The organism is Stenotrophomonas sp. SRS1 (assembly GCF_026130205.1).
Classification (GTDB): Bacteria; Pseudomonadota; Gammaproteobacteria; order Xanthomonadales; family Xanthomonadaceae; genus Stenotrophomonas; species Stenotrophomonas rhizophila_B.
The window spans coordinates 141,600-167,681 of the sequence record NZ_JAINFD010000005.1 but is presented as its reverse complement, the minus strand read 5'-3'; the positions used below and the strand labels follow the sequence as shown (position 1 = coordinate 167,681).

At 65.7% G+C, this 26,082-nt stretch carries 23 protein-coding genes, 4 tRNA genes and 1 pseudogene; 22 read left to right on the top strand and 6 right to left on the bottom strand.

Translation table 11 applies throughout. The annotated features are described in order from the left end of the window. Nucleotides 1-68 precede the first annotated feature (68 nt). The 7 genes and pseudogenes from K4043_RS17820 to K4043_RS17790 all read left to right on the top strand — a co-directional run bounded on the left by K4043_RS17820 (nt 69) and on the right by K4043_RS17790 (nt 5,264). Nucleotides 69-144 (top strand) — tRNA-Gly (locus K4043_RS17820). Nucleotides 145-290: 146 nt separating this feature from the next. After that, a tRNA-Gly gene (locus K4043_RS17815) sits at nt 291-366 on the top strand. A gap of 77 nt (nt 367-443) precedes the next feature. Further along, nucleotides 444-517, top strand: a tRNA-Cys gene (locus K4043_RS17810). 126 nt (nt 518-643) lie between these two features. Next, a pseudogene (locus K4043_RS17805) lies at nt 644-2,149 on the top strand (ATPase domain-containing protein); the annotation flags it as partial. Next, nucleotides 2,139-4,196, top strand: a complete 2,058-nt coding sequence (locus tag K4043_RS17800; RefSeq protein ID WP_265310102.1) for a PAS domain-containing sensor histidine kinase — start codon at nt 2,139-2,141, stop codon at nt 4,194-4,196. The pseudogene K4043_RS17805 and the gene K4043_RS17800, both read left to right, overlap by 11 nt. 151 nt (nt 4,197-4,347) lie before the next feature. Continuing rightward, a complete protein-coding gene (locus K4043_RS17795) occupies nt 4,348-4,806 on the top strand; it encodes a BLUF domain-containing protein (RefSeq protein ID WP_123728873.1) in 459 nt (152 codons plus the stop codon). A gap of 209 nt (nt 4,807-5,015) precedes the next feature. Further along, nucleotides 5,016-5,264, top strand: coding sequence for a hypothetical protein (locus K4043_RS17790; RefSeq protein WP_123728874.1), 249 nt, complete (start codon nt 5,016-5,018; stop codon nt 5,262-5,264). A gap of 50 nt (nt 5,265-5,314) precedes the next feature. Here the strand turns inward: K4043_RS17790 and K4043_RS17785 are convergent, their stop codons facing one another. After that, complete coding sequence (locus tag K4043_RS17785) at nt 5,315-6,337, bottom strand: 4Fe-4S dicluster domain-containing protein (protein ID WP_265310101.1); 1,023 nt, start codon at nt 6,335-6,337, stop codon at nt 5,315-5,317. A gap of 68 nt (nt 6,338-6,405) precedes the next feature. Next, the gene (locus K4043_RS17780) at nt 6,406-6,699 is read right to left on the bottom strand and encodes a hypothetical protein (RefSeq protein WP_259260261.1); all 294 of its coding nucleotides are present in this window, start codon (nt 6,697-6,699) and stop codon (nt 6,406-6,408) included. Nucleotides 6,700-6,881: 182 nt separating this feature from the next. On the opposite strand from K4043_RS17780, the gene K4043_RS17775 reads away from it, so the two are divergent. The 9 genes from K4043_RS17775 (at nt 6,882) to K4043_RS17735 (ending at nt 17,233) form a co-directional block, all read left to right on the top strand. Then, complete coding sequence (locus tag K4043_RS17775) at nt 6,882-7,325, top strand: group III truncated hemoglobin (protein WP_265310100.1); 444 nt, start codon at nt 6,882-6,884, stop codon at nt 7,323-7,325. A 44-nt stretch (nt 7,326-7,369) separates the two neighbouring features. Next, a complete protein-coding gene (gene hemN / locus K4043_RS17770) occupies nt 7,370-8,779 on the top strand; it encodes an oxygen-independent coproporphyrinogen III oxidase (RefSeq protein WP_265310177.1) in 1,410 nt (469 codons plus the stop codon). A gap of 66 nt (nt 8,780-8,845) precedes the next feature. Then, a tRNA-Leu gene (locus K4043_RS17765) sits at nt 8,846-8,932 on the top strand. A gap of 556 nt (nt 8,933-9,488) precedes the next feature. Continuing rightward, the gene (locus tag K4043_RS17760; RefSeq protein WP_265310099.1) at nt 9,489-11,738 is read left to right on the top strand and encodes a methyl-accepting chemotaxis protein; all 2,250 of its coding nucleotides are present in this window, start codon (nt 9,489-9,491) and stop codon (nt 11,736-11,738) included. A gap of 208 nt (nt 11,739-11,946) precedes the next feature. Then, nucleotides 11,947-12,948 carry a TraB/GumN family protein gene (locus K4043_RS17755; RefSeq protein WP_265310098.1) on the top strand — a complete coding sequence of 334 codons (1,002 nt, stop codon included), beginning with the start codon at nt 11,947-11,949 and terminating at the stop codon, nt 12,946-12,948. A gap of 107 nt (nt 12,949-13,055) precedes the next feature. Continuing rightward, nucleotides 13,056-13,511 (top strand): BLUF domain-containing protein, encoded by a 456-nt coding sequence (locus tag K4043_RS17750; protein WP_265310097.1) that lies wholly within the window; start codon nt 13,056-13,058, stop codon nt 13,509-13,511. 305 nt (nt 13,512-13,816) lie between these two features. Then, nucleotides 13,817-15,103, top strand: a complete 1,287-nt coding sequence (locus K4043_RS17745; protein WP_123728881.1) for a nucleotide sugar dehydrogenase — start codon at nt 13,817-13,819, stop codon at nt 15,101-15,103. Nucleotides 15,104-15,134: 31 nt separating this feature from the next. Beyond that, entirely contained in the window at nt 15,135-16,757 is a 1,623-nt protein-coding gene (locus K4043_RS17740) for an FMN-binding glutamate synthase family protein (protein ID WP_123728882.1), read from the top strand. Beyond that, a complete protein-coding gene (locus K4043_RS17735; RefSeq protein ID WP_265310096.1) occupies nt 16,754-17,233 on the top strand; it encodes a GNAT family N-acetyltransferase in 480 nt (159 codons plus the stop codon). Before K4043_RS17740 ends, K4043_RS17735 begins: the two co-directional genes overlap by 4 nt. Before the next feature lie 107 nt (nt 17,234-17,340). Here K4043_RS17735 and K4043_RS17730 read toward each other — a convergent pair whose 3' ends face one another. Both K4043_RS17730 and K4043_RS17725 read right to left on the bottom strand, forming a co-directional pair. Next, nucleotides 17,341-18,588 carry a TIGR03862 family flavoprotein gene (locus K4043_RS17730; RefSeq protein WP_265310095.1) on the bottom strand — a complete coding sequence of 416 codons (1,248 nt, stop codon included), beginning with the start codon at nt 18,586-18,588 and terminating at the stop codon, nt 17,341-17,343. A gap of 10 nt (nt 18,589-18,598) precedes the next feature. Then, nucleotides 18,599-19,039: an FKBP-type peptidyl-prolyl cis-trans isomerase gene (locus K4043_RS17725; protein ID WP_265310094.1), complete on the bottom strand. Its 441-nt coding sequence runs from the start codon at nt 19,037-19,039 to the stop codon at nt 18,599-18,601. 67 nt (nt 19,040-19,106) lie between these two features. Here K4043_RS17725 and K4043_RS17720 point away from each other — a divergent pair, with 67 nt between their 5' ends. The 4 genes from K4043_RS17720 (at nt 19,107) to K4043_RS17705 (ending at nt 22,011) form a co-directional block, all read left to right on the top strand. Continuing rightward, nucleotides 19,107-19,472, top strand: a complete 366-nt coding sequence (locus K4043_RS17720) for a DUF6164 family protein (protein ID WP_123728886.1) — start codon at nt 19,107-19,109, stop codon at nt 19,470-19,472. A 49-nt stretch (nt 19,473-19,521) separates the two neighbouring features. Beyond that, on the top strand, nt 19,522-20,274 hold the full coding sequence (locus K4043_RS17715; protein WP_123728887.1) for a sulfurtransferase: 753 nt from the start codon (nt 19,522-19,524) through the stop codon (nt 20,272-20,274). 138 nt (nt 20,275-20,412) lie between these two features. Next, a complete protein-coding gene (locus tag K4043_RS17710) occupies nt 20,413-21,405 on the top strand; it encodes an LLM class flavin-dependent oxidoreductase (RefSeq protein WP_265310093.1) in 993 nt (330 codons plus the stop codon). A gap of 96 nt (nt 21,406-21,501) precedes the next feature. Next, a complete protein-coding gene (locus K4043_RS17705) occupies nt 21,502-22,011 on the top strand; it encodes a pyridoxamine 5'-phosphate oxidase family protein (protein ID WP_265310092.1) in 510 nt (169 codons plus the stop codon). A 76-nt stretch (nt 22,012-22,087) separates the two neighbouring features. Here K4043_RS17705 and K4043_RS17700 read toward each other — a convergent pair whose 3' ends face one another. Further along, complete coding sequence (locus K4043_RS17700) at nt 22,088-22,744, bottom strand: exopolysaccharide biosynthesis protein (protein ID WP_123728890.1); 657 nt, start codon at nt 22,742-22,744, stop codon at nt 22,088-22,090. After that, nucleotides 22,728-24,038, bottom strand: a complete 1,311-nt coding sequence (locus K4043_RS17695) for a hemolysin family protein (protein ID WP_123728891.1) — start codon at nt 24,036-24,038, stop codon at nt 22,728-22,730. Before K4043_RS17695 ends, K4043_RS17700 begins: the two co-directional genes overlap by 17 nt. Before the next feature lie 281 nt (nt 24,039-24,319). Here K4043_RS17695 and K4043_RS17690 point away from each other — a divergent pair, with 281 nt between their 5' ends. Together K4043_RS17690 and K4043_RS17685 are read left to right on the top strand one after the other, a co-directional pair. Next, nucleotides 24,320-24,946 (top strand): DUF47 family protein, encoded by a 627-nt coding sequence (locus tag K4043_RS17690; RefSeq protein ID WP_121041743.1) that lies wholly within the window; start codon nt 24,320-24,322, stop codon nt 24,944-24,946. Nucleotides 24,947-24,959: 13 nt separating this feature from the next. After that, on the top strand, nt 24,960-26,081 hold the full coding sequence (locus K4043_RS17685; protein WP_176989624.1) for an inorganic phosphate transporter: 1,122 nt from the start codon (nt 24,960-24,962) through the stop codon (nt 26,079-26,081). Nucleotide 26,082 lies beyond the last annotated feature (1 nt).

Below are 26,082 nucleotides of genomic sequence, written 5' to 3'. Positions count from 1 at the left end.
ACGCAGGTCGAGGGGCCGACAGCCTCCAGCGCCTCAGGGTGCGGTGCCGTCGGGGCAAGCGAAAGTCTGCGGGAATAGCTCAGTTGGTAGAGCGCAACCTTGCCAAGGTTGAGGTCGCGAGTTCGAGTCTCGTTTCCCGCTCCAGATTTCGACAAGGCCCCCTTGGGGCCTTGTTTTTCTCCGCGATGGCACGCGGGCATCCGGTCCGGACGCATCGGCCGGGATGTGAAAAAAAGTGTGAAAAAGCTGGTGTGTTTCGAGTGGTTTCGGTAACATACACGCTTGATTTTGCGGGAATAGCTCAGTTGGTAGAGCGCAACCTTGCCAAGGTTGAGGTCGCGAGTTCGAGTCTCGTTTCCCGCTCCAAATCCTGACCAGGCCCCGTTCTCGGGGTCTTGTTTTATCGGGGCACGCAACATGCCTTCGATGATCGTAGGGTCACCGGCCTGGTGGCAGAGTGGTCATGCAGCGGACTGCAAATCCGCGTACGCCGGTTCAATTCCGACCCAGGCCTCCAAATAGAAAGTAGCCCAGAGCCCGCGAAAGCGGGCTTTGTGCGTTGTGGGCCTCCATTCAGTTTCGGAGGCCATAGCCGACAGGGCCTACACAACGGGCTTCGTATGCTGCGGCCGTCCACTTTGGCAGCCTTATGCAGACACAAAAAGCGCGCGTAGCAACCGGGATCGAAGGGCTCGACAGCATTCTTGGCGGAGGCTTTCCCCAGGGGCGGCTTTACCTGCTCGAGGGGCCGCCGGGATCGGGCAAGACCACGCTGTCCCTGCAGTTTCTGCTGCATGGCCTGAGCAAGGGGGAGCGCTGCCTGTACATCACGCTCTCCGAGACGGCTGACGAGCTGCGCGAAGTTGCCAATGCGCACGGCTGGTCCCTGGATGGGCTGGACCTGTTCGAGCTGGCCTCGGCGGAAGAAGCGCTGGGCGACGGCCGCATGCAGTCCGTGCTGCACTCCTGGGAGGTGGAGCTGGACGAGACGGTCAAGCTGATCCTGGGCGAGGTCGAGCGCATCAAGCCGCACCGGGTGGTGTTCGATTCGCTGTCCGAGTTGCGGCTGCTGTCGCAGGATCCGCTGCGGTACCGTCGCCAGATTCTGTCGCTCAAGCAGTTCTTCGCCCCGAAGAGTGCAACGGTCGTACTGGTAGACGACATGACCGCCACCGGTGAAGAGCGCGATGGCCAGTTGCACAGCCTCTGCCACGGCGTGGTGTCCCTGGAACGCCTGACGCTGGATTTTGGTCCCGCGCGGCGCCGCATGCATGTGCAGAAACTGCGTGGGGTGAATTTCACGGCCGGCTATCACGACATGACCATCCGCGAAGGCGGCCTGGAGGTCTTCCCGCGGTTGGTTGCTTCGGACCACCATGCCAAGTTCGTCGGTACGCCCATCAGCAGCGGGGTGGCCGAGATCGACAGCCTGCTCGGTGGCGGGCCGCTGCGGGGCACCAGCACCCTGCTCACCGGCCCCGCCGGCAGTGGCAAGACCAACGTGGCGCTTCAGTATGTCTGGGCCGCCTGCGAGCGCGGTGAGCACTGCTGCATCTTCGAGTTCGATGAGCGCATCGGTACCCTGCTGGCGCGCGCGGAATCGCTGGACATCGATCTCAGCAAACACTTGGAGTCGGGTCTGCTGGAAATCCAGCAGGTCGATCCGGCCGAAATTTCGCCAGGTGAGTTCGCCTGGAACATGCGGCGTGCGGTCGAGGAGCGTCAGTGCCGGCTGCTGGTGATCGACAGCCTCAACGGCTACGTCACGGCGATGCCGCAGGAGAAGCAGCTCATGCTCCAGCTGCACGAGATGCTCTCGTATCTCAACCAGAAGGGCGTGGCGACCATTCTGATCAATCCGCAACACGGGTTGGTTGGCACCATGTCGACCGGCAACCTCAACGTTTCCTACATCGCCGATTCGGTCGTGCTGTTCCGCTTCTTCGAATCGCAGGGGCGCATCCGCAAGGCGATCTCGGTCATCAAGAATCGCGGCGGTGCGCACGAGAACACGATCCGCGAGCTGAAGATCGACGGCAAGGGCATTTCGCTCAGTGCGCCACTCAATGAGTTCAAGGGAATCCTGACCGGCACGCCAGAGTTCGTCGGCAACACGGCGCACCTGCTGGGCCACACCAGTGCGCAGTGACTCCGTTTCCGGCGTGGTCCACATCTTTGCGCCGTTTGGTCGTGATGCGCAGAGCATCGCCACCGTGCTCAACGCCTCCGGCCTGAGGACCACGATCCAGGACAGCCTGTCGCGGTTGGCCGATGCGCTCGATGATGACGTGGGCGCGGTGGTGATGACCGAGGAGGCGGTCGCCAAGGGCGCAGGTGCGTTGCTGGCGCCACTGGCCCGGCAGCCGTCCTGGTCGGACATACCGTTCATCCTGCTGCGGTCGCCTCGCTCGAAAAAGCGGCCGCTGGCCGACCCCGACCTGCAACTGGCGATCAACACCATCGAGCTGGATCGCCCGCTGGGTCGCAGTTCGCTGCTCAGTTCCGTGCTCAGTGCACTGCGTGCGCGCGACAAGCAGTTCCTGGTCCGTGATCAGATGCGGGCGCTGGCCGACAGCCGTGCAGCCCTGGAGCGCAGCGAAGCCGAACTGCGCCTGGTCGCCGACGCGATGCCGGTCCTGATCGCTTTCATCGACCGCGATCTCCAGTATCGCTTTGCGAACAAGGCGTATGAATCCTGGTTCGAGCGTCCCGTCTCGGAGGTGATCGGCAAGCGCGTGCCGGAGGTATTCGGCGAAGAAGTATGGGCGACGCGCCGGCCGATGATCGATCGTGCGATGGCGGGCGAACACATCGTCTTCGAGGTCAATTGGCCCTTCAGTGACGGCCGCCGGCGCGACAGTGAAATCCGCTACTCGCCGCGCTTCAACAGCGCAGGCGAGCCCGACGGCTTCCATGTGTTCGTGACCGATATCACCGCGTCCAAACTCGCCCTGGAGACCAGCCAGCAGCACGCGCAGGATCTGGAAGCGATGGTAGCCGAGCGCACCGCCGAGCTGGAGCGCCAGATGGCCGCACGCGAAGCCAGCGAAGCAGCCCTGCGTCAGTCGCAGAAAATGGACGCGATCGGACAACTCACCGGCGGAATCGCGCACGACTTCAACAACATGTTGACCGGCATCCTGTCCTCGCTGGATATCGTGCGCATGCGCCTGGAGATGGGACGGATGGATGGCCTGGAACGTTTCCTGGACGCGGCCACCGCTTCCAGCCAGCGTGCAGCCGCCTTGACCCAGCGGCTGCTGGCCTTCTCCCGCCGGCAGTCGCTGGATTCCAGAACGGTCGATCTCAACGAGCTGGTCGGCTCTACGCAGCATCTGCTGCGCAGCACACTGGGCGAGACGATCCGCATCCGCACCGTACTCAGCGACACGCCGTTGCGCGCCCATCTGGACAGCAACCAGTTCGAGAGCGCGCTGCTCAACCTGGCCATCAATGCACGCGACGCGATGCCCGATGGCGGTGAGCTGATCCTGCGGACCTCGCACGTGCACGTTGCAGAACACCAGCTTCTTGCGGTGCCGGCGGGTGAGTATGCCGTCGTCGCCGTGTCCGACTCCGGCACCGGTATGCCGCCCGAAGTGGTCGAACGGATCTTCGAGCCGTTCTTCACCACCAAGCCGATCGGCAAGGGAACGGGGTTGGGCATGTCGATGATCTACGGCTTCATGCAGCAGTCCGGCGGTCACATCACCGTGGATTCCACGCCGGGGCAGGGCACCACGGTGTCGCTGTATATGCCTGTGGTGCACGACGCCGCCACCGATGAAGAGGTGGCCTCTGTGCAGCCGGTATCGCTGGGTGCGGGTCAGTCGATCCTGGTGGTGGAGGACGATGAGCAGGTGCGGATGCTGGTCACGGTGGTGCTTGAAGACCTGGGCTACACGGCCGAGGTGGTGGAGGACGCCGATGGCGCCATTCCCATCCTTGCTTCATCGAAGAAGATCGATCTGTTGATCACCGACGTCGGACTGCCGGGGCTCAATGGCCGCCAGTTGGCAGAGATCGCGCGCCAATCCCGCCCGACGTTGCCGGTATTGTTCATGACCGGCTATGCGGAGAAAGCTCAGGAGCGGTCCGCCTTTCTCGACAACGGCATGGCGATGATCGCCAAGCCGTTCCTGCTGGATGCCTTCAGCGAGGCGGTCCGCAGTGCGATGGCACCATCGCGGCCGTAATCTGCGGACCGGAGCTGGCGCACGCAGACGAAACAAAGTGGCGGGGTTCCTTGCGATCGCCCGTTAGATTCTGAACGCTTCAGGCAACGCATTTTATTTATATACCTGAAAGTGCCAGCATATTCACTTTGCACCCGTTGGAGTTTGTCCCATGCCCCTCTGCGCAGTCGCGTATGTCAGCGACGTTGCGGGCCCGCTGTCCGCCGAACAACTCGATGCACTGGTCGATGATGCGGTGAGATTCAACAGCCTGGCGGGTGTCACCGGCGTGCTTCTCTTCGATGGTGGCCGTTTCCTGCAGTACTTCGAAGGGCCTGATGACGGCGTATCGGCGGTGCACGAGCGGGTGCTGCAGGCGCGCAGCCACCGAGCAATTGTGGCGTTGGGTCACGCGCGCGTGCCCAAACGGTATTTCCCGTATTGGAGCATGCGCTGGCTGGGCGTGGAGCCGGCAATGATCGAACAATTGGCGTCCGGCGATTGGCAGGCATTTGCCGATCCGGTGCAGGGCGGCCCACCTGCGCACAGCGGGATGGACCGACTGCTGCGATTTGTGGCGCCCCATCAGCCTTCGATCAGTGCAGGCGACGCCACGGAACGCCTGACATAACGCCTGACATAGTGCTGTCATCACTGCGATCGCATGATGCGATTGCACAAGCAGGGTTTTGCTGAACAATTCAGCATGAGTTGAATGCGGGTTGTTCCAGTAATTGACTTACTGCGAAGACCGTGCAAATTTTAAGTGAACCCGAAGTGAATCATTATCACCGAGGGTGTCTGTCGTCCCTGAAGCAGAGCAAGTCCCACGGAGGTCGTATGGAATACGGCGAACATGACTTGGCTGACGGAGTGCGAACCGAGCTGGAAGCCAGTTACGTGAAACATGGCTGCGGCCCGGAATTCTGGTCCACCTACCAGCGTGTGCTCGAGCGGTTGGTGCCGCCTGCTCAAGGCACCGCGCGAACGCGCGTCACCAATGAGCTGGCCCTGGTCATCGAACAGCTCGGCATCGTGCGGCGTGCGCAGTTGGTGCCGCCCAGGAGTGCCCGCACCCGCATGCGCTGAGACCGGTCGGGGGACCGGGTAGCGGCAGGGCGGCGTTGGGGACACCGGCATTACACGATGTGATGGACACCGATACCCAGCAGCACCAGCAGGGTGCCGGCGGCTGCGAGTGTGCGCGGCCGCAGCCAGCGGCGAGGGCGCTGCTGCAGGGCGTTGTCGCTGGCGTAGCGCAGCAGCCCCGCCGGGAACTGCCAGGCCTGCAGACGCGCATCGCAGGCCTCCACGCAGGCACCGCAGCCGATGCAGTCCGGGTACGGCCCTGCGCGCACGTCCAGGCCCATCGGGCACGCGCTGGCGCATGCGCCACAGTCCAGACAATCGCCGAGGCGATCAGCGCTGAAGTGCGGCATCGGCCCCGCGATATCTTCGTGCGCGGCACGGAAGGCGTAGTCGTTCGCACTGGTCGGGTCGAGCAGGCCACGCCCCCGCGCATCGATCCCGCCGAGGCCGGCCACGCGCGGACCGCGCGGCTCGCCGCGCCGGGCGTGGTACTGCATGCGCGGCGTATCGCTGTCGCAGAACGCGCCGTGGATGCGCGCATACGGACAGAGATCGCGGCACACCTGCTCGCGCAGGAAGCCGGCATTGCCCCAGGTGGCCGCCGCGTAGAACACGATCCAGAACGTTTCCCAGCCGCTCCAGGCCAGGGGCCAGAGGTTGCCGACCAGGCTGTGCATCGGGCTGAAGAAGCCGACGAACGTGATGCCGGTCCATCCCGCCACGAGTGCCCACAGCGCGTGCCTGGCCAGACGGGCGGCACCGGGCGAGGGCAGCCAGCGCGTGGTGCCTTGCTCAATCCAGCGGAACAGCCGGCTCCACAGCGTCTGCGGGCATCCATACCCGCACCACACCCGGCCGGCGAGGTTGGTCAGCAGCACCAGCGCGGTGGCCAGCACGGCGATCAAGCCCAGCAGCACGCCCACATCCTGCGGCCACAGCGTCCAGCCGAACAGATCGAAGCGGCGTGCCGACAGATCAAACAGCAATGCCTGGCGGCCGTCCCAGCGCAGCCACGGCAGCGCATAGAAGCTGGCCAGCAGCACGGCGGACAGCCACGCTCGCCAACGCAGCACCCGTCGCTGCCGGGCAGGCTGCGGAGGCAGTGGTGGAACCAGATGCAGTGACAGACGATCCGCCATGCTCAGCCCAATGGCACATCGTCATCATCACCGGGCATCGGGCGCAGCAGATACCAGGTGATGGTGCTGGCGGCGGCGGTGACGCCCCAGAACATGAAGAAGCCGAGCGTATAACCGAGCTCGCGACTGATCGCATGCTGCGGGAAGCTGATGTCGCGCAGGCGCAATGGATCGACGAACGCAAAGAACACCACGCTGGCCAGGCCGGCCGCGACAAAGCTGGGCCACAGAATGGCGCCCCATTGCTGGATCAGCCGTCGGCGGCTGCCGTCGGGCGGGTCGTGCAGGTCGTTCATTGCGGCCACGGTCAGGAGGAAGGGGCAGGACGCAGCTATACTTCGCGCCGACCGGGGGCCGGAATCGCGGGTGCGCACGTCCTGTCGAGCGCCCAGACTAGAAGGCTTCGCCACCGGCTTCATTGATCCTGATCAAGGCAGCGGCAGGCGCTGCCGCCGATGCTGGGCATTGCCGCCCGAGGATGTTCATGCCCGATCCCATCGACAACGCGCTGCCGCTCCCCGCACCTGACCTGTGCAGCGAAGACGAGGTCACCCGGCTGGTGCACGACTTCTACGCGCGGGTGCGCGAGGAACCGCGGCTGGGCCCGGTGTTCACGGCGCGGATCCACGACTGGGAGGCGCATCTGGCTCAGCTGATCGACTTCTGGTCGGCGATGCTGCGCGGCACGCGGCGCTTCAAAGGCGCGCCCATGCCCAAGCACATGGCCATGGACGAGCTGGACCGGGACCTGTTCGACCGCTGGCTGGCGTTGTTCCGGCAGACCACGGCCGAGGGCGACAACGTGCCGATGCAGCGGCTGGCCGACGATGTCGCCGAGCGGATCGCCGATACCTTCTGGCGTCGCTTCCAGATGTTGCGCTGGCCGAGCCTGCCGATGGCGGGACGCCCGGGCCTGAATTGATCTGACGCAATGCGCGCGCACGCATGCACGCGCAAGCTGGCGTCATGGATACCTTCTCGCCTGCCGCCGCCGGGCTCGCCTGGCACTTCGATCCCGAGCTGCTGCGTCGGCACGACCGACCCGGCCCGCGCTACACCTCCTATCCCACCGCGCCGCACTTCCATGACGGCTATGGTGAGCCTGCGCTGCGTCAGGCGATTGCGGACAGCAATGAGGTGGGCCGGCCGCTGTCGCTGTACGTGCATGTGCCTTACTGCAGCAGCCCGTGTTTCTACTGCGGCTGCAACCGGGTCATCACCCGCGACCACAGCAAGGGCATCGGTTACGTGGCACGCGTGCTGAGCGAGGCCGACCTGATGGCCCCGCAGTTTGATCCGGCGCGCGAGGTGATCCAGCTGCACCTCGGCGGCGGTACACCGAATTTCCTCGCCCCGGCGCAGATGCGCGAGCTGATCGATGGGCTGCGCCGGCGCTTCCATTTCAGCACGGCTGCCTCGCGCGATTTCTCGATCGAGCTGGATCCGCGCTTTGTCACGCGCGCGGACATCGCCGTGCTTGCCGAGCTTGGCTTCAACCGCGCCAGCCTCGGCGTGCAGGACTTTGATCCGGACGTACAGAAAGCGATCAACCGCGAGCAGGGCGTCGAAGCGACGCTGGACATCCTGCGTGCGTGCCGCGAGTACGGGCTGCGGTCGGTCAATGTCGATCTGATCTATGGCTTGCCCAGGCAGACGCTCGCCGGGTTCGCGCAGACGTTGGAGACGGTGTTGCGCGAGCGGCCGGATCGCCTGGCGGTGTATGGCTATGCGCATCTACCGCATCTGTTCCGCGCGCAGCGCCAGATCGCCGATGCGGAGCTGCCCAGCCCCGAGCAGAAACTGGCGCTGCTGGGCCTGGCGGTACAGCGTCTGTCCGATGCCGGGTATCAGTACATCGGCATGGACCATTTCGCACTACCCGAAGAGGACCTGTCGCGCGCGCAGCGTGCCGGGCAGCTGCATCGCAATTTCATGGGGTACACCACCCACGCCGACACCGATCTGGTCGGCCTCGGTGCCAGTGCGATCAGCCATATCGGGAGCACCTACAGCCAGAATCCACGGGAACTGCCGGCGTGGGAAGCGGCGGTGGATGCCGGCCGGTTGCCGGTCTGGCGGGGGCTGCAACTGGACGAGGATGATGTGCTGCGCGCCGAGTTGATCGGCCAGTTGATGTGCCAGGGCGAAGTGGACGCTGTCGCATTGGCGGCGCGCCACGGTGTGGAGTTCGAGCACTACTTTGCCGACGCGTTGCCGGCGTTGGCGGCCCTGCAGGCCGACGGCCTGGCCGAATACGAACACGGTGTGGTGCGCGCGAGTGCGCACGGACGGCCGCTGCTGCGCCTGTTGGCGATGTGCTTTGATCGGTATCTGGCCCGTCCTGACCAGCCGGTGCGCTACTCCCGCGCGATCTGAGCGGCGCGCGCGGGCCGCGTGCGCATTCCATATTCGGGCGCGATCAGGCACCCTATGCCCGCCGTTGCCCGGGTGGCGAAACTGGTAGACGCATCGGACTTAAAATCCGCCGGGGGCAACCCCATGCCGGTTCGATTCCGGCCCCGGGCACCAACGGCCGCTGTGACATCTCCCCGCATTGGCGGGTCGAGCGAGTGCAGCGTAGACGCGTAGCGCCACATCTTTCCGTCGTCCAGGCTGCCGATCACCAGGGCGGCACGCCACCGCGCGCGTTTCTTCAGTGCACTGCGTAGATGTCCGCGCGGCAACGTGTCATTGCAAGGCATGGCGGCTACCCACATCGCGGTCATCGGCATCCAGAACGACTGTTTTCCAGTCTCCCCATTTCCGGTACTCGGTCACAGAAATGAGATGTCGTCGATGTTTTTGTCTCAGATCGGGGTGGGGACGGGCGTCACACCGCCAGGGGATTGGCGCTTGGGTCGCTGCGACGACATGTTGCTGCTATGCAGCACGGAATCGACGCTGTCGAAGACTGTCGGAACTTTGGCGTCTCGCTCGCGAAGATCGCTGAAAAATAAGCAAATTTCGCAGTATGCGATCACGGAATGAGGCAGTCGCCACGCTACGTCATTGACTCAAGCTATCAATCATGCCGCCGTCATTGGGTTCCGGTGTCACAACGTGACGATATAGCGGATGCAACGAAATGGAATACTTCAAACATATGCGTGTCGGCAGCAAGCTCGCCGTTGGCTTCGGGATTCTTCTGATTCTGCTGATTTCCTCGTCCTCGCTGGCGCTTTACCAGGCCGCCCGGATCGGCCAACAAGTGAGCGAGATTGAGACGAACGGCAAAAAGATGTCGCTGCTCACCACCATGCGCGGCAGCAATTACCAGAACGAGCGCAACCTGCGCGACCTGATCCTGGACGGCGAAGAGAACGGCCCGGCGATTCTGGAGCGCATCCAGCAGACCCGCGCGGCCTACGCCAAAGCGCGGGAGGACCTGGACGCCATTCCCCACAACGCCGAAGGCATGCAGGCCAAGCAGGCCATCGGGGACGCGCAGAATGCGGCAGTGGCAGCGCACAACCAGATCATCGAGCGGGCCACGGCCAATGATGATGTGGCGGCGATCGGCCTGCTCTATGGCGAGGCCGAGCCGTTGATGGCGGCCCGCTCGGCGGCCATCCAGGCGGCGGTGGAGCTGCAGGAGCGTCGCAGCGCCGAAAGCGCGGCGATCGTCAACACATCCATCCAGACCTCACGCAGCCTGTTGATCACCTTCGCCTTGGTGGCCCTGGTAGCGGGTGGGTTGCTGGCGTGGTTGATCACGCGCAGCCTGGTGGGGCCGTTGCGGCGCGCGATGGATGTCTCCCGGTCGATCGCCGACGGTCGGTTTGATACCACGGTCGGCAACACCAGCCGTGATGAAACCGGGCAGCTGCTCGCCAGCATGGACGCGATGACCCAGCGTCTGCGCGCCTTCTCCGAAGCACAGCAGGACATGGCGCACCGTCATGATCTGGGTGAACTGGCCTACCGTATCGATGCCTCGGCCTTCCCCGGTGATTTCGGTCGCATCGCTGCGGGCACCAATGCACTGGTCGGCAGCAGTATCGAGCTGACCCAGAAGATCATTGATGTGGTGCGCAACTATGCGGTCGGCGATCTGGCCGAGGACCTGGAAGCGCTGCCCGGTGAGAAGGCGCGCTTCACCGAAGCGATGGCCATCACCAAACAGAATCTGGCGGCGATCAACGGCCAGATCCACCGGTTGGCCTCTGCGGCTGCGGCAGGTGATTTCAGCCAGCGAGGCGATGCGGGTGCCTTCGATCACGAGTTCAAGGTGATGATCGAGCGCCTGAACACGATGATGCAGATCAGCGACGAGAATCTTCGCCAGCTTTCGGAACTGCTCAAGGCGATTGCTTCGGGCGACCTCACCGTGCGCATGGAAGGCGAGTTCCAGGGCGTGTTTGCCCGGATGCGCGACGATGCCAATACCACGGTCGGCCAGCTGACCGGCATCATCGGCAGCATCCAGGTCGCGGCGGGCAGCATCAACACCGCGGCGGTGGAGATCGCCAGCGGCAACAACGATCTGTCGCGGCGTACCGAGCAGCAGGCTGCCAACCTCGAGGAGACGGCGGCTTCGATGGAGGAACTGACCTCCACCGTTCGGCAGAACGCCGAGCATGCGCGCCAGGCCAACCAGCTGGCGATCGGCGCCGGTGCGGTGGCCTCCGAAGGCGGCCAGGTGGTGCAGGACGTGGTCGTCACGATGCGCGGCATCGAAGCCTCGTCGAAGAAGATCGCCGACATCATCACGGTGATCGACGGCATCGCGTTCCAGACCAATATCCTGGCCTTGAATGCTGCCGTGGAAGCGGCACGCGCCGGGGAGCAGGGCAGGGGCTTTGCGGTGGTCGCCAGTGAAGTGCGCACGCTGGCGCAGCGCTCGGCCGGCGCGGCCAAGGAGATCAAGGAGCTGATCGAGGACTCGGTGGACAAAGTGGCCATCGGTGCGGGCCTGGTCGACAAGGCCGGCGTGACCATGACCGAGATCGTCACCTCGGTGCAGAAAGTCACCGACATCATGGCCGAGATTTCGGCAGCGTCGCAGGAGCAGTCGGCCGGCATCGAGCAGGTCAGCCAGACCGTGGTGCAGCTGGACGAAACCACCCAGCAGAACGCGGCGCTGGTGGAAGAGGCAACGGCCGCGGCGCGCTCGATGGAGGAGCAGGCCATGGCCCTGACCGGTGCGGTGGCGCGCTTCCGCCTGGCAACCCAGAGCGGCGTGCAGACGCAGCCGATGGCCGCACCGCGTGGTGCCGCCTCGCCACTGAAAGCATCGATGCCCGCGGCCGCCAAGCCGCGTGCCGGCAGCAGTACGGTGACCCCGCTGCGGCAGGTGCCGGCGGCCACGGTGGACGGTGACTGGCGCGAGTTCTGAGCAGGCAACTCGCCTGATCAAGGTGAGCGGCGATGAGACGGGGGCAGCCATGGGGCTGCCCTCGTTCGTTGTCGCTGCCGGAGCGGTGAGCCGGGCAACGCAAACTTTACGCATTTCTTTGCGCGCCGCCCTACGCTGCGCCCCATCCCGGACAAAGACAAGTGACATGGCGAACTCGGTACGTGCACGGACAGCACTGATGGTGAGCATGGCGCTGCTGCTGAGCGGCGCGGCACAGGCACAGGCACAGGCGCAGGCGCCGACGCCGACGCCGGCGTCCGCGGCGGGGGACGTGATCGATCTGGCCCCGGTGGTGGTCTCCGGCGAGCAGCCCGGCCCGGGCATGTGGCAGGTCCGCAACAGCGCCGGCCACACGCTGTGGATTCTGGGCACGGTGTCGCCGCTGCCGGCCAAGCTGGAGTGGCGGGCCGACGAAGTGCAGGCCGTGATCGGCAGTGCGCAGCAGGTGCTGGGATCACCCGGGTGGGGCTTGGATGCTGATGTCGGCTTCTTCGGCCGGCTGACGCTGGTGCCTTCGGCGTTGAAGGCCGCCCGCGATCCGGACGGGCGAACACTGCGCGAGGTGCTGCCGCCGGATCTGTACGCGCGTTGGGCGCAACTCAAGCAGCGTCATATCGGTCGCGATGGCGGCATCGAGAAGGACCGTCCGCTGGTGGCGGCCACACAGTTGTATGCCGCCGCGCTCAAGGATGTGGGCCTGGGCCGTTCCTCGCCGGTGTCCAAGGTGGTGGAGAAGGCCGCCAAGGCACATGGCCTGAAGCCGGTGCCGACCCGGGTGGAGATCAAGATCGCCGACCCCCGGCAAGCGCTCAAGGAAGTGCGCGGTACCGCGCTGCAGGACCTGGAGTGCTTCCGCCGCACGTTGGACGTGGTCGAGCACGGGCTGCCGCTGCTGGCCGAGCGCGCCAACGCCTGGTCGGTGGGGGATGTGGACGCGTTGCAGCGTCTGGCCGTGGAAGGGCAGTACGTGGCCTGCGTGGATGCGATCGCCAACAGCGCGTTCGGTCGCCGGCGCGGGCTGACCGACGTGGACGCTCAGGCACAGCGCAAGTGGCTGGGCATGGCCAGCGATGCGCTGGGGCGCAATGCAGTGACCTTCGCCACCGTCCCTGTTTCATCCCTCGTCTCTCCAGGCGGCTACCTGGAGCAGCTGCGCGCGCTGGGCTATGAGGTGCAGGCGCCTGATTGAGCAGTGAGTCACACTAGACGGTGGAAGGCACTGCAGCCTGACGCTGCGGCTACCCACTGCGATGCCTTCATGGCATAGTCAGTTCCGGTTCACTATGGAAAGCCTTCATGCCGCTGCATGCGGTCGCTTACGTCAGCGACGCTATCGAAGGAATCGAGACGTCTGACATTGATCAGATTCTGCGTGCGGCAATGGGCTTCAACAAAGTGGCCGGCGTGACCGGCGTGTTGATGTTCGACGGGCGTCGTTTCCTGCAGTACTTCGAAGGCCCGGAAGACGGGGTGGATTCGGTGTTCCAGCGCGTGCTCAATGCGCGCATCCATCAGGGTCTGCGTGAGCTGGCCCGCGATAAGGTGGATGTGCGGCATTTCGCACGCTGGACGATGGCGTCAGCCGCCGTTGAACCGGACGCGCTGGCGCGACTGATCGATCTTCCGTGGGACGGCTTCGCTTTGCGGTCGTCGCTGGACGGTACGTCGCCCACCGGATTTGCGGCGCTGCTGGATGCGTGGACCGGTGTGTCAGGCGAGTTGGAACCGGCCGCAGTCACGTTGGGTTCGTAACGCAAATCACCGTTGGCCGTAACACAATGATCACGGTTGCCCGCCTATTCTTTGTCTACCAGCTGTGACCAGTCTTGCGGGGTTTGCCCTTGGAGGCTGTCTGAAAGGGTAGTAACCGCAGCTGGACCATCATTCCTTTGGCCGTCGTCCGTACTCTCCGCGGGCGGCGGCTTTGTTCTTTGTGGGGCAGCGCCCGGCGCGTTAGGCTTGCAACACCTGTATCCCCGGCGCCTGTATCGCATGAAGCCCTCCCTGATGACGCCCCGCCTGATCGCCGGCCCGGTTCCGCTGCATGGAGCGCGGCGATGACGCGCGCCATTTCCGCATCGGCAACGCCGCGCATCGGTGTGATCGGGCTGGGGTACGTCGGGCTGCCATTGACGGTGACCTTTGGCCAGCAGCAGCCGATCCTGGGCTATGACATCGACCAGGCGCGTGTCGCCGAGCTGCAGCGTGGGCATGACCACACGCTCGAGCTGGATGCCGCCGAACTGGCTGCCGCCGTGCATGCGCGCTACAGCGCCGACCCCTCGGATCTGGCCGAGTGCAATGTCTACATCGTGACCGTGCCGACGCCGATCGATGCGCATGAGCAGCCCGATCTGGGGCCCCTGCGCAGTGCCAGCACGCTGATCGCCGGGCTGCTGGCGCCGGGCGATCTGGTGATCTACGAATCCACCGTGTACCCCGGCACCACCGAGGAAGTCTGCGTGCCCTTGCTGGAGGCTGGATCGGGGCTGCGCTTCAACGAAGATTTCTACTGCGGTTACAGCCCGGAGCGGATCAACCCGGGCGACCGCGAGCGCCGGCTGCCGGACATCCGCAAGATCACCTCCGGCTCGACGCCCGAGGCGGCGGCCGTGGTGGATGCGCTGTACCAACGCATCATCACCGCCGGGACCTGGCCGGCGCCGTCGATCCGCGTGGCCGAAGCGGCCAAGGTGATCGAAAACATCCAGCGCGACGTCAACATTGCCTTGGTCAACGAACTCGCGCTGATCTTCGATCGGCTTGGTATCGATACCCAGGACGTGTTGGCTGCGGCGGGCAGCAAGTGGAACTTCCTGCCGTTCCGCCCCGGCCTCGTCGGCGGCCACTGCATCGGGGTGGATCCGTACTATCTGCTGCACAAGTCCGAGAGCATGGGGTATCACCCCGATCTCATCCACACCGCGCGCCAGGTCAACAACCGCGTCGGCGAGCACGTCGCACAACGCGTGCTGGCGCTGCTGGCATCGCGCAACATCGCCATCGCCCAGGCACGCGTCCTGGTGCTGGGCGTGACCTTCAAGGAGAACTGCCCGGACCTGCGCAACAGCCGCGCGCTGGAGCTGGCGCAGCGCCTGCAGGCCACCGGGGCGCAGGTGGACGTGCAGGATCCGTGGGTCGGGCCGGCGGCGCTTGCCGATGCCGATGTACGGTGGGTCGCCTCGCCCGATCCGGACGGCTATGACGCCGTGGTGCTTGCGGTGGCGCATGATCGTTTCCGCGCCTTCGATGCGGCGCAGGTGCGCGCGCTGCTCAAGCCTCAGGGCGTGGTGTACGACGTCAAATCCGTGTGGCCCCGGGAAGTGGTGGACGACCGCCTGTAGACTCGGGGGCAGCTATTGATTGAGGAAAGCCATGCATCGCTATCTCGCGTATCTGCTCGCCATCCTGTTGTTCCCGGTCTGCGTGTGGTTGGCCACGATCTGGCCCGCCTGGTACTGGGGCGTCGGCGTGACGGCGTTGCTGGTCGTGCTGGGCACCTGGGATCTGCTGCAGAAGCGCAGCACGCTGCGACGCAATTATCCGGTGATGGCGCACTTCCGCTACGGACTGGAATCGATCGGGCCTGAGATCCGCCAGTACTTCGTGCAGAGCGATCTGGAAGACGTGCCGTTCTCGCGCCAGCAGCGCGCGCTGATCTACCAGCGCTCCAAGAATGAAATGGACGTGGTGCCGTTCGGCACGCTGCGCAGCACCTATGCGGTGGACTACGAGTGGATCAACCATTCGCTGGCGCCGACCGAGATCGGCCACCACGATTTCCGCATCCAGATCGGGCCGAACTGCGCCAAGCCGTATTCGGCCAGTGTGTTCAACATCTCCGCGATGAGCTTCGGCTCGTTGTCGGCGAACGCGATCCGCGCCCTCAACGAAGGCGCGCGCCGTGGCAGCTTCTATCACGACACCGGCGAAGGCTCGATCTCGCCGTATCACCGCGAAATGGGCGGCGACCTGGTCTGGGAAATCGGCTCGGGCTACTTCGGGTGCCGTGACGATGCCGGTGGTTTCAGCGAAGAGAAGTTCGTCGCCAACGCCACCCATGATCAGGTCAAGATGATCGAGATCAAGCTCTCGCAGGGCGCCAAGCCAGGCCACGGCGGCGTGCTGCCGGCGGCCAAGGTGAGCGAGGAGATCTCGATCACCCGTGGCGTGCCGATGGGCGTGGATTGCGTATCGCCCTCCAGGCACAGCGCGTTCAATACGCCGGTGGAGCTGCTGCAGTTCGTCGCGCGGCTGCGGGAGCTGTCCGGCGGCAAGCCGGTCGGGTTCAAGCTGGCCATCGGCCATCCCTGGGAGTGGTTCGGTATCGCCAAAGCGATGCAGGAAACCGGGCTGCTGCCGGATTTCATCGTGGTGGATGGCGCCGAGGGCGGTACCGGTGCGGCGCCGGCCGAGTTCATCGACCACGTGGGTGTGCCGATGCATGAAGCGCTGTTGCTGGTGCACAACACCCTGGTCGGGCTGGACCTGCGCGATCGCATCCGGGTGGGTGCGGCGGGCAAGGTCACCAGTGCCTTCGAGATCGCACGCACCATCGCGCTGGGCGCGGACTGGTGCAATGCCGGACGTGGCTTCATGTTCGCGCTGGGCTGCATCCAGTCGCTGAGCTGTCACAGCGATAAATGCCCGACCGGCATCGCCACGCAGAACCCGCATCGCTGGCGTCACCTGGACGCGGCCGACAAGGCCACGCGCGTGCACAGCTACCACGAGAACACCCTGCGCGCGCTGCGCGACCTGCTGTGTGCGGCCGGCTTGAACGATCCCTCCGAGCTGGGCCCGGAGCACATCCTGCGCCGCGTCTCGCCGGTGGAGATCCGCTCACTGGCCTCGCTGTACCGCTATCTGTCCCCGGGCGAGCTGCTGCGCAAAGTGCCGGACCACGCGGTCTTCCACGACTACTGGGCCGATGCGCGCAGTGATTCGTTCCAGCCGCCAGCGCGCATCCAGGCGCTGCGGTCGAGCAAATCGCGATGACCGCAGCGCGCGACGTGCGCTTGCGCGTTGGCCGTGCCGAGGAGGCGGACAGGCTGTGGCAGCTGCGCACGCGTTGCGTTCGTGAGCTGTGCAACGTGGCCTATCCGCCGGAGGTGATCGCGCCGTGGTCGGCCTCACCGCCGCCGCAACACTACCGCGCGCTGCTCGCCGCCGGTGGCTGCGTGATTGCCGAAGACATCGACGGCGTGCTGCTGGGCTATGGCGTGATCGATCTGGCCGGCAACGAGATCGATGCGTTGTTCGTCGATCCGGACTGTGGCGGCCGTGGCATTGGCCTGACCGTGATGCAGGCCATGCAGGCGCTGGCCGACCCGGCGCGGCCGCTCGTGCTCTCGGCCTCGCTCAATGCGGTCCCGTTCTATCGTCGCTGTGGCTTTGAAGCGCTGCGCGAGGAAAGCTACCCACACCCCAGCGGGGTAGCGCTCGCGTCGGTGCGCATGCAGCGCAGGCGCTGATGCCGGCCAGCGGCCGGCACTACCGATTGCATGTCCTGACAGGCGGTCCGGCACGCCACGGTGCGCCCTACCTCGGTAGTGCCGGCCGCTGGCCGGCACCGCGTGATTCACGCCTGCGCCAACCACGCGACCACGCCACGCCCGGCGCGCAGCCCGCTGGCATAGCAGGCCGTCAGCAGATAGCCGCCGGTCGGTGCTTCCCAGTCCAGCATCTCGCCGGCGCAGAACGTGCCGGGGCGCTCGCGCAGCATCAACTGCGCGTCCATCGCCTCCAGCCGCACGCCACCGGCGGTGCTGATCACTTCATCGATAGGACGGGCTCGCTGCAGAGCCAATGGCAGCCGTTTGAGCGCATGCGCGATCTGGTCCAGCGGTAATTGCCCGGCCTCGCGACCCAATACCTCGAACAGCAGGGCCGACTTCACGCCACCCAGGCCCAGCTGGCGGCGCAGGACTTCGCCGAAGCTGCGGCCTTGGCGCGGCTTCTGCAGCTTCTCCAGTACCTGCGCTTCGGTCTGGCCCGGCAGCAGGTCCAGCTGCAGGGTCACCCGGCCGTCGCGTGCCAGGCTGTCGCGCAGATCGGCCGACAGCGCATAGATCAGGCTGCCTTCGATGCCGGTCGCGGTGATCACGCATTCGCCCTGCAGCGAGCGCGGTTCACCCTGCAGGTTGGTCCAGTGCGCCACCACCGGCTTGAGCGGGGCGCCGGCCTGGCGCTCGCTGAAGTAAGGGGTCCAGCCGATGTCGAAGCCGCAGTTGGCCGGCTTCAGCGGGGCGATGTCGATGCCGCTGGCGGTCATCGGTGCCACCCACGCACCATCCGAGCCGAGCTCCGGCCAGCTGCCACCGCCGAGCGCGAACACCACCGCATCGGCCGTGATCGCGGTCGTGCCCTCGAGGGTATCGAAGCGCAGCGCGCCCGCGTCATCCCAGCCGGTCCAGCGGTGCTGGACGTGGAACCGCACCCCCTGTTCCTTCAGCCGGCGCACCCAGCCGCGCAGCAGCGGGGCGGCCTTGCGGTCGACCGGGAAGACCCGTCCCGAACTGCCCACATAGGTGTCCACGCCGAACGCCAGCGCCCAGGCACGCAGCGCCTCGCCATCGAAATCGGCCAACCAGCCACCTACTGCCTCCGCGCGCTCGCGGTAGCGCGAGACGAACACCTCACGCGCATCGGAGTGGGTGAGGTTGAGGCCGCCTTTGCCGGCGATCAGGAACTTGCGGCCGGGCGACCCCTTGGCTTCGTACAGATCGACGGTGTGGCCGGCAGCGCGCACGGTCTCCGCCGCCATCAGGCCAGCGGGGCCGCCGCCGATGATCGCGACCCGGCGTGGGGTGTTCAGGGCAATACTCATGCAGGCAGGATCAACGCGGCTTGACGTCGAGCAGTTCGACATCGAACACCAGCGAGGAATTCGGTGCGATCGGCCCTGCGCCACGCGCGCCATAGCCATACTCGGCCGGAATCATCAGCGTGCGCTTGCCGCCCACCTTCATCCCGGCAAAGCCTTCGTCCCAGCCCTTGATGACCTGGCCCTGGCCGAGGTTGAAGGTGAAGGGCTCGCCGCGGTCGACCGAGCTGTCGAACTTGTCGCCATGCTTGTCGGCGGTGCGCTCGTCATAGATCCACCCGGTGTAATGCACGGTGACCTTGCTGCCGGGCGTGGCCTCCGCGCCGGTGCCCGGCTGGGTATCGATCTTCTCGAACTGTGCGATGCTGCCACCGGGCGGCGGGCCGGGTGGGGTGCAGGCGGCCAGCAGCGACAACATCAGGGGGGCGAGCAGGTAACGCGGCAGACGGCGCATGGGCGGGCTCCGGATCCAAAAAACGGGGACGCAAGGGTAGCGCATCGCCGGGCGCTATCATGGGTGCATGTCGAAACTGCTGCTCAACCTGCGCAATGTCGCGGACGATGAAATCCAGGATGTCACCGCCCTGCTGGACAAGGCGGGCATCGCCCACTACCGCACCGAGCCCAGCCCCTGGGGAATCTCCTTTGGCGGGATCTGGATCCGCGACGACGCCGATCACCCTCGGGCCAAGGACCTGATGGGCGAGTACCAGCAGGCACGCGGCGAGCGCGTCCGCGGTGAGCGTGAGGCCGCGCTGCGCGACGGCACCGCCGAGACCTTCGGCAGCCTGATCCGGCGGCGCCCGGTGTTCGTGGTCGCGGTGCTGCTCGGCATGGCCGTCGCGACCGCGCTGGTGCTGCTGCCGTTCGTGCTGCTGCGCGGCTGATTCCTGGGCCGGTCAGGCGCAGCGCCGGCCCTGCGGCTAAAATGGCGGGATGATCGCCAATACCGCCGCCTACCATTTCACCCCCGTCGCCGACCCGGACGCGCTGTGCGCGACCCTGCTGGAGCGGGCGACCGCCGCGCAGCTGCGCGGCACGATCCTGGTGGCGGGCGAGGGCATCAACCTGTTCCTCGCCGGCCCCGAGCCGCAGATCGACGGCTTCTATGCCGCCCTGCGCGCCGATGCGCGGTTTGCCGGGCTGCGCGTGAAGACCAGCTACAGCCAGATGCAGCCGTTCGCCCGGCTCAAGGCCAAGGTCAAGCCGGAGATCATCAGTTTCCGCATCGACGATGGCCAGCCGCTGGCCTACCCGCGCGCACCCTCGATCGATCCGGCCACGGTGCAGCGCTGGCTGCGCCAAGGGCACGACGACGCCGGCAAGCCGGTGGTGATGCTGGATACGCGCAACACCCAGGAAATCGAGTACGGCACCTTCCAGGACGCACTGGTGCTGCCGATCACCAAGTTCACCGATCTGCCCGAAGCCCTGGCCCCGCACCGCGAGGCGCTCAAGGACAGCACCGTGGTCAGCTTCTGCACCGGCGGCATCCGCTGCGAGAAGGCCGCGCTGTGGATGCGCAACGATGGCATGGACAACGTCCTGCAGCTGGACGGCGGCATCCTGGGCTATTTCGAGGCCGTGGGCGGTGAGGGCTATGACGGCCGCTGCTTCGTCTTCGATGAGCGCGTGGCGCTGGATGCGGCCCTGCAGCCGCTGGTCGACCAGGACGCCGACGCCGCCTGAGCCGTCTTCACGGCCTGGATTGTCCTGAATCGTCGCGAGACGGAAATCAGCGTCTTGCCACCTGCGCCTTGTGGGCGGTGGCAAACCGGCCGGCCAGCCCCATCTCAGTGGGATATCTCCTGGTTGGAATGAGCATTCATGATGCAGCTGTCGATTCTTGATCTGGCGCCGGTCTGCGAAGGCAGCGACACCACGCAGGCCTTCGCCAACATGCTGGACCTGGCCCAGCACGCCGAAGGGTGGGGCTTCCACCGCTATTGGCTGGCCGAGCACCACAACATGCCCGGCATCGCCAGCGCCGCGACCGCCGTACTGATCGGCCATGTGGCCGGGGGCACGAAGCGTATCCGCGTCGGTGCCGGCGGCATCATGCTGCCCAATCACTCGCCGCTGCAGGTGGCCGAGCAGTTCGGCACGCTGGCCTCGCTGTACCCGGACCGCATCGACCTCGGTCTGGGCCGCGCGCCCGGCACCGACCAGCCGACCGCCCGCGCATTGCGTCGCTACTTCGACAGCGCCGACCAGTTCCCGCAGGACGTGCGTGAGCTGCTGCATTACTTCGAGCCGGCCCAGAAGGGCCAGGCCGTGCGCGCCGTGCCCGGTGCGGGCATCCCGGTGCCGGTGTGGCTGCTCGGCTCCAGCCTGTTCAGTGCACGGCTGTCAGCGGCGATGGGCCTGCCGTTCGCCTTCGCCTCGCACTTCGCCCCGGACGCGATGGATGAAGCGCTGGCGGTCTACCGCCGCGAGTTCCGTGCCTCGCAGTATCTGCAGGCGCCGTACGCGGTGCTGGGCTTGAACGTGGTCGCCAGCGATACCGAAGCCGAGGCCAAGCGCTTGTTCACCACCCAGCAGCAGAGCTTCGTCAATCTGCGTCGTGGCCTGCCGGGTCTGATCCCGCCGCCGATCGACGACATCGAAGCGTTCTGGCAGCCGCACGAAAAGGCCGGCGTCCAGAGCGCGTTGGCCTGTGCGGTGGTCGGTGACGTGCAGCAGGTGCAGGAAGGCCTCGCCGCGTTCGTGGCACGACACAAGCCGGATGAAGTGCTGGTCACCGCCAACATCTACGATCACGCCGCGCGCAAACGTTCGTTCGGGCTGGCAATGCAGGCTTGGCGCGCACTGCAGGTGTGACAGCGGCGCGGCGTGCGAAGAAAGTGTGACCGCGCGGTTCACGTCGCCGTAGCTGCCGATCGGCTGTGATGGGGCTCCCCTTACAGGAGCCACCTCATGGCCGAACTCGATCGCCAGCAGCACATCAAACAACTGGCTGAACTGATCCGCGATGTGGACATCGCGATGTTCACCACGGTCGGCGCGGACGGCCGCTTGTTCAGCCGTCCGCTCGGTACGCAGGAAGTCGAATTCGATGGCGACCTGTGGTTCGCCACCGGGGCCGACAGCCCGAAGATCGCGGAGATCACCGCCAACCCGCGCGTCAACGTGGCCTATGCCTCGCCGTCGGGCAACACCTATGTGTCCGTCTCGGGCACCGCGCGTGTGGTCCATGACCGCGCCAAGATCGATGCACTCTGGTCGCCGGCGATGAAGGTCTTTTTCCCCGGTGGCAAGGACGACCCGAACCTGCGCCTGATCCATGTCAGCGCCGAATCGGCCGAGTACTGGGATGGCCCCGGTGGCCTGCTCGGCAAGGCACTGTACTTCGTGCTGTCGGCGGTGACCGATGATCCGGGCGCCATGTCCGACACCGGCACGGTGGATCTCAAACCCGGCGCGTAGGACCGACTCGGTAATTCGGCAGGTACCGACCGTTGGTCGGTACTTCAGCGGCAGGTACCGACCGTTGGTCGGTACTTCAGAACCAGCGCTGGAACAGATCCACCGTATAGCCCACCAGCTGCCCCGAACTGACGCCGAAGAACAATATGGCAGCGACCGCGCCGATCCAGTTGAGCAGCATCAGCACGCCATCGCGTTCCAGCAATGCCAGCGCGAACAGCAGCAGCTGGAAGCCGAACAGATAGTTGGTGAGCGGGATCGGCAGCGACAACAGGACGCCGATCAGGATCAGCAGCAGCCCGCTGAACGCATGCGCGGGCAGCGGTACCAGCAGGCCGGGCATCCGCGGCTTGAGCAGGCGGTCCAGCCGCCGCAGTGGACGGTCGATGCGCTCCAGGAACCGATGCATGGTGCCGCGCTTGGGTCCGCGGTTGCGGATGAAGCCGGGCAGCCAGGGCCGGCGCATGCCGCACAGCATCTGCGCGCCGATCAGCACCACCAGCGGTCCACTGACCGCGCCGCCCAGCCCGGGGATCGGGATGAAGGCCGGCAGGATCGCCACGAACAGGAACACACCGAACGCGCTCTGCTGCAGATCCTGCAGGATCTGGCCCAGCAGCAGCCGTTCCTCCGGGTCACCGTGGTCGAACATCGCCAGCAGGGTACGGATACCCTCATTGCGGTACTGGGGCCGCGTCGGGTCCGGCGGCGTCGGCTCAGCCGGTGATGTCATCGGTCTCGTCTTCGCTCAGGGTGCGCAGCAACAGCTTGTCGACACGGGCACCGTCGAGATCGACGATCTCGATGCGCCAGCCGGCCCAATCGAAGTACTCGCCCGCATGCGGGATGCGGCCGAAATAGTGGATGCACATGCCGGCCAGCGTGTAGTAGTCGCCGTCATCGGCATCGGGCAGCTCGGCGTTGCCCATCAGTTCGCGCAGGTCTTCAATCGAGAGCGAGCCATCGACCAGGAACGAGCCGTCCTCACGGGTCACGACCAGCGCGTCCTCGTCCACGTTCTCCACCGACTGCAGGCGGCCGACCACCGCGCCCATCAGGTCGCTGATGGTGACCAGGCCCTGGATCTCGCCGTACTCGTCCACCACCAGCGCCATCGACTGCTGTTCCTCGCGGAAAATCTCCAGCAGCTTCATCGCATGGGTGGACTCGGAGACGTACAGCGGCTCGCGCAGGTTCTGGAACAGCGAATGGTCATCGCGCACCAGGCGCGTCACCAGGCTCTTGACCTCCAGCACGCCGACGATGTCCTGGTCGTTGTCGCGGAACACCGGGTAACGCGAGAACTCGTTCTCGCGCATGGTCGCGATGTTCTTCTCCGGATCGGCCTGCGTATCCAGCCACGCAATCCGGTTGCGGGGGGTCATCAGGCTGTCGGCGGTGCGGTCGCCCAGGCGCATGACGCGGTTCATCATGTCGCGCTCATGGGCATCGATCACGCCGGCCTCGTGGCTTTCGGCCACCAGCATGCGGATTTCCTCTTCGGTGACCGAGGCGGCCTCGTCCTTGCCCAGGCCCAGCACGCGCAGCACCAGTCGGGTGCTGTGCGAGAGCAGCCACACCGCCGGGAAGGCGATACGTGACAGCCAGCCCATCGGCCACGCCACCAGCCCGGCGATATCCTCCGAACGGGTGATCGCCAGGCGTTTGGGGACCAGTTCGCCGAAGATCAGCGTCAGGAAGGTGATCAGGGCGACCGCAAGCGCCTTGCCGACTTCCGCGGAATAGGCGAAGGCCGGCACGATGCCGTGCAGCCACTCGGCGATGGCCAGGCCGATCGCCTCACCGCCGAACACACCGGTCAGGATGCCGATCAGGGTGATGCCGATCTGGACCGTGGACAGGAAGCTCTCCGGCTTCTCGGACAGGGCCAGGGCGCGCTCGGCGCGCTTGCTGGACCCTGCCATCTGCTTCAGGCGGCTCTTGCGCGAGGTCATGACCGACATCTCGGACATGGCGAAGAAGCCGTTGAGCAGGATCAGGGCGAGGACAATAATCAGTTCAAACACGGGCGGCTTCCCCGGTTGGTGGCAGGGAGGGCGTGTTCAAGCGATGTCGGCTACCGGAGGGCGCGTAAGCGCGGCGGTGCGGCGGGGGGTAAGGGTCGTCGTCCATAGAGTGCACCCGAAGGTGCCCGCGCATCTTAACAAAAGGCCGGGGCAGGGGTGCAAACAGAGTCGTTCAGACGGGGCCGTCCCAGCGTGAAGAAGGGGGGAGTACCCGGAACAGACATCAAACCGTCATAATTCCGCCCGGTGCCGTCCTTCCTCGACGGCGAATAGGTTTCTCAATGTTCTCTCTGCAGACCATTTTTGGCTCCGGCAAACAGTTCTATACCCTGCTGGACGAGGCTGCCCAGGCCGCCCAGGACAGTTCCAAGGCGCTGCACTCCATGCTGCGCGAAGCGGACCGCCAGCCGGCGCTGGACGCCTTCAAGCTGGCCCGCCTGCGCGAGCGCGCGGCCTCGGACAAGATCAGCCAGGCGCTGGTCGACAGCTTCATGACCCCGATCGAGCGCGAAGACATCGAAGCGCTGGGCTCGGCGCTGTACAAGATTCCCAAGCAGATCGAGAAGTTCGCCGATCGCTATTCGCTGGCCACCCAGCATCTGGAACACATCGATTTCGCGCCGCGCGCGGCGATGCTGGAACAGGCGGCCAGCGTGGTGGTGGAGATGGTCAACGACCTGCGCCACATGAACCTGGACCGGATGACCGCGCTCAACGAGAAGCTGCGTTCGCTGGAAAACGAAGCCGACCGCCTGATGCTCGAGCTGTACCGCGACATCTACTCCGGCCGCCTGGACAGCCTGCAGATGTTCCTGCTCAAGGAATTCTTCGAGATCCTGGAAAAGGCCATCGATCGTTGCCGCGAGGCTGGCGTGGTGGCGTACCAGATCGTCTTGAAGAACAGCTGACGGACGCCACAGCATGCTGACCCTTGTCCTGGTGGTGATCCTGGCCGCGCTCGTTTTCGAGTTCATCAACGGCTTCCACGACACCGCCAACTCCATCGCCACCGTGGTGGCGACCAAAGTGCTCTCGCCCGGCTGGGCGGTGATGCTCGCCGCGTTCATGAACTTGATCGGCGCGCTGACCGGCACCGCCGTCGCGCTGACCATCGCCTCGGGCCTGCTCAACACCAACGTGGTCGATGTGACCCCGCAGGTGATCCTGTGCGCGCTGCTGGGCGGCATCATCTGGAACCTGATCACGTGGTGGAAGGGGCTGCCGTCCTCGTCCTCGCACGCCCTGATCGGCGGCCTGTGCGGCGCCGGCCTGGCCGCCGCCCACAACAACTGGGATGCCCTGATCTGGTCCGAGCGCATCGGCACCTGGGCCCAGAACAAGGGCCTGCTGTGGAAGGTGTTCCTGCCGATGATCACCTCGCCGATCGCCGGCTTCCTGCTCGGCATCGCGGTGATGCTGCTGCTGTGGGGCATGATCGCGGGCATGGCGAAGATCGGTGGCTTCCTGGGCCGTCTGGCCCGCCCGCGCATCGTCAATGCGTTCTTCGGCAAGGCGCAGATCGTGTCGGCGGCCTACATGGGTTTCGCCCACGGCCACAACGATGCGCAGAAGACCATGGGCATCATCGCCATGACCCTGATCGGTGCCGAGGCAACCGGTGCACTGAACGACCTGCCGTCCTGGCTGGCCTTCATGCACCCGGACGCGAGCGCCGGTGACGGCATCGCGATGTGGATCGTGCTGACCTGCGCCGTGGTGATGGCCGCCGGTACCGCGTCGGGCGGCTGGAAGATCATCAAGACCCTGGGCCACAAGATGGTCAAGCTGCATCCGATCCACGGCTTCGCCGCGGAAACGAGCTCGGCCACGATCCTGACCGTGGCGGCGCACTTCGGCATGCCGGTCTCGACCACCCACAGCATCTCCACCGCGATCATGGGCGTGGGCTTCGCCAAGAACCCGCGCTCGCTGCGCTTCGGCGTGATCGAGCGCATCGTGTGGGCGTGGATCCTGACCATCCCGGCTGCCGGCGGGTGTGCGTACCTGATCCTGCGTCTGTTCGAAATGTTCGGCTGGGCCTGAT

Coding starts and splice junctions, on each gene's coding strand:
- K4043_RS17760 (WP_265310099.1), top strand. CDS start 9,489: ATGGAATACTTCAAACATATGCGTGTCGGCAGCAAGCTCGCCGTTGGC.
- K4043_RS17745 (WP_123728881.1), top strand. CDS start 13,817: ATGACGCGCGCCATTTCCGCATCGGCAACGCCGCGCATCGGTGTGATC.
- K4043_RS17685 (WP_176989624.1), top strand. CDS start 24,960: ATGCTGACCCTTGTCCTGGTGGTGATCCTGGCCGCGCTCGTTTTCGAG.
- K4043_RS17690 (WP_121041743.1), top strand. CDS start 24,320: ATGTTCTCTCTGCAGACCATTTTTGGCTCCGGCAAACAGTTCTATACC.
- K4043_RS17735 (WP_265310096.1), top strand. CDS start 16,754: ATGACCGCAGCGCGCGACGTGCGCTTGCGCGTTGGCCGTGCCGAGGAG.
- K4043_RS17740 (WP_123728882.1), top strand. CDS start 15,135: ATGCATCGCTATCTCGCGTATCTGCTCGCCATCCTGTTGTTCCCGGTC.
- K4043_RS17755 (WP_265310098.1), top strand. CDS start 11,947: ATGGCGCTGCTGCTGAGCGGCGCGGCACAGGCACAGGCACAGGCGCAG.
- K4043_RS17705 (WP_265310092.1), top strand. CDS start 21,502: ATGGCCGAACTCGATCGCCAGCAGCACATCAAACAACTGGCTGAACTG.
- K4043_RS17790 (WP_123728874.1), top strand. CDS start 5,016: ATGGAATACGGCGAACATGACTTGGCTGACGGAGTGCGAACCGAGCTG.
- K4043_RS17775 (WP_265310100.1), top strand. CDS start 6,882: ATGTTCATGCCCGATCCCATCGACAACGCGCTGCCGCTCCCCGCACCT.
- K4043_RS17795 (WP_123728873.1), top strand. CDS start 4,348: ATGCCCCTCTGCGCAGTCGCGTATGTCAGCGACGTTGCGGGCCCGCTG.
- K4043_RS17710 (WP_265310093.1), top strand. CDS start 20,413: ATGATGCAGCTGTCGATTCTTGATCTGGCGCCGGTCTGCGAAGGCAGC.
- K4043_RS17715 (WP_123728887.1), top strand. CDS start 19,522: ATGATCGCCAATACCGCCGCCTACCATTTCACCCCCGTCGCCGACCCG.
- K4043_RS17730 (WP_265310095.1), bottom strand. CDS start 18,588: ATGAGTATTGCCCTGAACACCCCACGCCGGGTCGCGATCATCGGCGGC.
- K4043_RS17720 (WP_123728886.1), top strand. CDS start 19,107: ATGTCGAAACTGCTGCTCAACCTGCGCAATGTCGCGGACGATGAAATC.
- K4043_RS17725 (WP_265310094.1), bottom strand. CDS start 19,039: ATGCGCCGTCTGCCGCGTTACCTGCTCGCCCCCCTGATGTTGTCGCTG.
- K4043_RS17750 (WP_265310097.1), top strand. CDS start 13,056: ATGCCGCTGCATGCGGTCGCTTACGTCAGCGACGCTATCGAAGGAATC.
- K4043_RS17780 (WP_259260261.1), bottom strand. CDS start 6,699: ATGAACGACCTGCACGACCCGCCCGACGGCAGCCGCCGACGGCTGATC.
- hemN (WP_265310177.1), top strand. CDS start 7,370: ATGGATACCTTCTCGCCTGCCGCCGCCGGGCTCGCCTGGCACTTCGAT.
- K4043_RS17700 (WP_123728890.1), bottom strand. CDS start 22,744: ATGACATCACCGGCTGAGCCGACGCCGCCGGACCCGACGCGGCCCCAG.